The 5,036-nt window shown below is 43.3% G+C and carries 4 protein-coding genes; 1 reads left to right on the forward strand and 3 read right to left on the reverse strand.

What is annotated here, in order from left to right:
- From Q0200_RS08580 to murJ, 3 genes are all read right to left on the reverse strand, one after another.
- Positions 1–531, reverse strand: a 531-nt coding sequence (locus Q0200_RS08580; RefSeq protein WP_297940316.1) for an ABC transporter transmembrane domain-containing protein, incomplete at its 3' end; no start/stop codon positions are given.
- Positions 528–1,916: a cysteine--tRNA ligase gene (cysS, locus tag Q0200_RS08585; RefSeq protein ID WP_297940307.1), complete on the reverse strand. Its 1,389-nt coding sequence runs from the start codon at positions 1,914–1,916 to the stop codon at positions 528–530. The genes Q0200_RS08580 and cysS, both read right to left, overlap by 4 nt.
- Entirely contained in the window at positions 1,903–3,303 is a 1,401-nt protein-coding gene (gene murJ / locus Q0200_RS08590) for a murein biosynthesis integral membrane protein MurJ (protein WP_297940310.1), read from the reverse strand. The genes cysS and murJ overlap by 14 nt, the downstream gene beginning before the upstream one ends.
- Before the next feature lie 111 nt (positions 3,304–3,414).
- Here murJ and Q0200_RS08595 point away from each other — a divergent pair.
- Positions 3,415–5,036, forward strand: a 1,622-nt coding sequence (locus tag Q0200_RS08595; RefSeq protein WP_297940313.1) for a flagellar assembly protein A, incomplete at its 3' end; no start/stop codon positions are given.

Below are 5,036 nucleotides of genomic sequence, written 5' to 3' on the forward strand. Positions count from 1 at the left end.
ATAGACGGCTGCGGGCATTATAACTAGCGCAAAAAACGCAAGCTGCAAGCTCTGATAAAGCACGACGCAAAGCAGTCCCGCGATCGTGATAGCCTCGCGGATGAGCTCTGGGATCATGGAGCTAACGATGCTTCTAATGCGGTCGATGTCGTTGATATTTCGACTGATTAGCTCGCCCGTACGGTAATCGTTAAAAAACTTCATATCCAAATTTAGCAGGTTTTTTAGCAGCTTTTCGCGAAATCTCCTCACGATATCCTGCCCGATATACGCCGTAAAATACGCCTGCAAAAACGTGCCAAGCCCCTTTAAAAAGTAAATCGCGATGATAGCGTAAGGCAAAAGATAAAGCAGGTCTTTGTTTTTTTCGATAAAAATTTTATTTAGCACGGGCTCGATCACCCATGCCGACGCGGCCGTACCTCCGCTAGCCATCAGCATGCCGGCGATGGCGATGATAAAATACGAAATATAATCCCTAAAATAGGGCGCAAACCGCCGCAAAACCTCTTTTAGGCTCATCTGTTTCATATCTTTTCCCACATGCAGCCCTCTGGCGTATCCATGAGGCTGATGCCGTTTGCGGCTAGCATATCGCGGATTTTATCCGATAGCTCGTAGTTTTTGGCTTTTTTGGCTTCGTTTCTTTGATTTATCAGATCCTCGATATAGGCTCGTTTTTCGTCGCTCACTCCAAACTGAAAATACTCAAATACGTCTACTTGCAAGATACCGAGCACCCGCGCTATTAGCTCCAAATTTGCCGCGATTTCGCCTTTTTTGGCTTTATCTTTCGGGTTCGCGTCTAGCTCGTCGTTTGCGCTACGGACAAACTCATCTACGCTAGCAAGGGCTTTTGAGGTGTTTAGATCGTCCCCCATCGCGGACATAAATTCGCTCTTAAATTTCTCGTTTGCGCTCAAATTTGCCGCCGCGCCAAGAACTCGTTTTTTTAGACGGTAAATTTTATCCAGGCGCTTTTTTGCGGCGTTTAGATCGTCTTCGCTAAAGTTAAAATTCGCTCTGTAGTGGCTAGAGATCAGATAAAATCTCACTGCCTCGCCCAAATTTCGCTCTAGCGCGTCTTTAACAAAAAAGCTATTTCCTAGGCTCTTGCTCATTTTTTCGTTATTTACTTGGATAAAGCCGTTGTGCAGCCAATATTTAGCCAGGCTCTTGCGCTCGGCGCAGCGGCACTGCGCGGCCTCGTTTTCGTGGTGAGGAAATAGCAAATCAAGCCCGCCCGCGTGGATATCGATCTCAAATTTTTCGCCGCTACTTAGGTGCTTTTTTATCATTGCTACGCACTCGGTATGCCAGCCCGGGCGTCCGCGACCAAACGGACTTTCGTACCATTTCTTGTCAAATTTCCACAGTACGAAGTCTTTTTCGTCCTTTTTTTCGTCGCTACTAGCCACGCGAGCGATGTTTGCCTCGGTGTCAAATTTACTGCTCAGGCTCAGATACTGCGCGTCCTTTGCGGTATCAAAGTATATGCCGTCGCCCGCTATCTCGTAGGCAAAGCCGTTTTTTAGCAAAATTTCGATGTACTCTGTCATCTCTTTTAGCGTCTGCGTCGCTTTTGGCTTGACATCTGGCTCAAGTACGTTAAGCGCGCTCATATCGCGCTCGTAGCTTGCGATGTATCTATCCGTGATTGCCTCTAGACTCTCGCCGCTTTCCGCCATTTTCTTTAAAATTTTATCGTCGATATCGGTGTAGTTTCGCACGAATTTGACCTTGTAGCCAAGCTCGCTTAGCGTGCGCCTAAGTAAATCAAAGCTAATCGCGCTTTTGGCGTGTCCTAAATGCGCGTCGTCATAAACCGTCGGCCCGCAGACATAAATGCGCACAAAGTCGCTTTTTACGGGCTCAAATTCTACTTTTTTTCTTTTTACGCTATCAAAAAATTGCATCTAAAAATTTCCTTAAAAATATCAAAATCACTGTCTCTAAAGCCAAAACCGCGCTTAAAAGCGTTAATTTTTTAGGCTCAATTATAGCTAAAAATTTCCTTATCCCAAAAAATTTAACGTTTAAAGCTAGCGTCAAAAACCCGCCTAGCGAGCTAGCAAGTGCTAGTCCGAACGCGCCGTAAATTTGCATCAGCGCGACTGCCAAAACGAGGTTAAAAACGAGCGTGATAACAGCTATTTTGGAGGCTAGCTTTTGCCGTAAATGCGCATAAAGCCAAAGCGAAAAAAGTTTAGCAAGCCCAAAAGGCAAAAGTCCGATCATATAAGCGGCCAAAACGCTTGCGGTCGCTGCCGTATCGGCCTGCGTAAAGCTTCCGCGCTCAAAAAGCAGTTTGATGATAGGATCTGCCAAAATGATACCGCCGATGGCCGCCGCAAAGAGCAGAAAATATAAAATTTCAAAGCTTTTTCGCATCCATTTTAGAGCTTCGGCTTCGTTGCCAGCCTTGATCTGGCGCGTGATTTTAGGAAAAAGCGCGGTTGAGAGCGCGATCGCAAATATAGCTAGGGGTAGCTGAAAAATTCGGTTAGCGTAGAAAAGATAGCTGATCGAGCCCGCCGCCAAAAACGACGCCAGCCACGTATCCATAAACGAGCTTAACTGCATGGCGGACGATCCCACTAGGCCGTGGAAAAAGTTGCTAAAAAAGCCCTTTGTATCGGCTCTTTTGCCACGAGCAAATTTAACTAAGCCGCCGAAAAAGAGCTTTGAGATGCCGTTAAATTTAAGTGCGATAAGGTGCGCGATAAGCTGCAAAACGCCGCCAAAAACGACGCCGAAACTAAGATAATAAGCCACGACTTTAGGCTCCTGTCCGCGAGCTAAAACTAAAGAGCCGATCATGGCTAAATTTAGCAGAGCGGTCGAAAATGCCGTCGTCGCAAAGTGTCCGCGATACTGCAAAAGCGAGGCTAAAAATGTAACGGCAAAGATGAGTGCGAGGTAGTAAAAGTTGATTTTTACGAGCGGGACGGCTTCGTTTATGTCGCCGGGCGCTAAGCCCGTGGCGATAACGGCGGTAAAAAACGGGGCGAATAAATTTACCAAAAGCGTGAGAATGCCGATAAAGGCTAGAAATTTAAGAAAAATCTCGGCGCTAAAGAGCGATTTTTTGTTTGATTTCGTAAAATTTGGTAAAAAAGCGTTTGCAAAAGCCCCCTCACCAAAGATACGGCGCAGTAAATTTGGTATCTTAAACGCGATGAAAAATATATCGCTGTAAATGCTCGCACCCAAAGTAGAAGCCGTGAGCAGGTCGCGCACGAGCCCTAAAACTCGCGAAACCATGATGCCGATACTGTTTGAAAAAAAGCCTTTTATAAACACGAAAATCCTATTAAATTTTTTGACGCAATGATATGAAAATTTAGATTTAAAAGACGTAAAATCAAGAGTTTTTAATGAAATTTTAGAGATAATCGACTAAAAATCAAAAAATTGCGAGAGTATCACGTGCCAGAAAACCAAAACGCGCAACAAAACTTCCTTGCCGAGACGGAGGTCGAGACGGCTAATCCGTACGGCGAGATATTAAATTTAGCAAAGCACTTCGGCGTCGATAGCAAATTTATAGATTTTGATATCATAGAAATCAAAACCGAGTGTAAGGTGGCGGGCGAGAGCCAACCTCGCCAAATCCCGGCGGAAAAACTCAATATCTTTGACGACGATAAATTTTTCGTAGAAAAAGTAGAAAGCATAAAACAAAGCTATCTAGTTCAATTTTACGACGTTAGGCGCGCAAAACCTATGCCTTTGCCTAATGTTGTCATAAATGCTAATAAAAATTTAACTAAAATTTTAGCCACCGTTTCGCAAAACGCCGACACGATTTATTTTAAAGAATTTGACAAAGAGCTTGTAAATTTTATCTACAAAAAGATGATAAAAGTTGGAATATTAGTGGGTATCAGAAATAAAACGATGCTAGAAGAGGTTGCTAAAATTTATTCTGTTTTAAGAGTAAAAGAATTTATCGACAAGGACTACACCTTTGTCGTAACTGCAGGCGTAAACGTAAATCCGTCGGCGGACGATGCGCTAGTGTTTCACTATAAAAATAAAAATAAATCCGCCGACGAAAACGATAAGGTCGACTACGCAAACAGAGGCTATTTACTAGGCGTCACTGAAAATGAATTGATATTTGAATACGTAAAACTAAGAGAGGGCGCAAACGGCCGCGATGTACGAGGAAATCTTTTGCCTACTCAAAAAGCCAAAGCTACTATAGCAAAAATGCCAGAACATACAGAAAATATTTACTCAAAAGAAGACGAGGATGGAACAAAATTCTTTTCAAAAAAATCCGGTTACGTACAGGAAGAAAAAGGCGTTTTTGATATTAAAGACGAGCTTGACGTAAATGAAATTTCATTTAAAACCACAGGCTCGGTCGATACGGGTCTTGATACAAACGTAACTTTAAACGTAAAAGAAAAGGATCTAACAAAAGACGCCATAGGTACCGGCATGACGGTCGAAGCAAACGAGATAAATATAGAAGGAAACGTAGCCGCAAACGCCGTAGTAAAGGCAAATAAAGTAGTAATCGGAGGACAAACCCACGCTAAAGCCCTCATCGAAGCAAAAGATGCTAAAATAGCCGTACATATCGGTAGCTTTGACGGAGAATACGTCGAGATAGATAGACTAGAAGGCGGCAAAGTAAAAGCTAAAAAAGCCGTGATAAAATCAGCGATCGGCGGAGAGATAATCGCCGAAAGCGTCGTCATAGATACGCTCGTGTCAAACTCAAACATCATAATCGCCGACACGCTAGAGATAAAAAAACTAAAAGGCGTAAATAATAAAATTTTAGTCGATTTTAGCATGATAAAAAACACGGGCGAGCAGATTAACGAGCGCATGGCAAAGATAAAAACCATTAGAGAACAGATCGTAAAAATGCCGCGCACGCTAGAGTCTAAAAGATGCGTCATCGAGGAAAACAAAGGCCCGATAAACGTCATAAAAGCTAAAATCGAGGAGCTAAAAAGCACAAACAACACTCCGCCGGTGACATTTATGAAAAAACTAAAAGAATATCAGCAGCTAGT

Source organism: uncultured Campylobacter sp., from assembly GCF_938045225.1.
Lineage (GTDB): Bacteria > Campylobacterota > Campylobacteria > Campylobacterales > Campylobacteraceae > Campylobacter_A.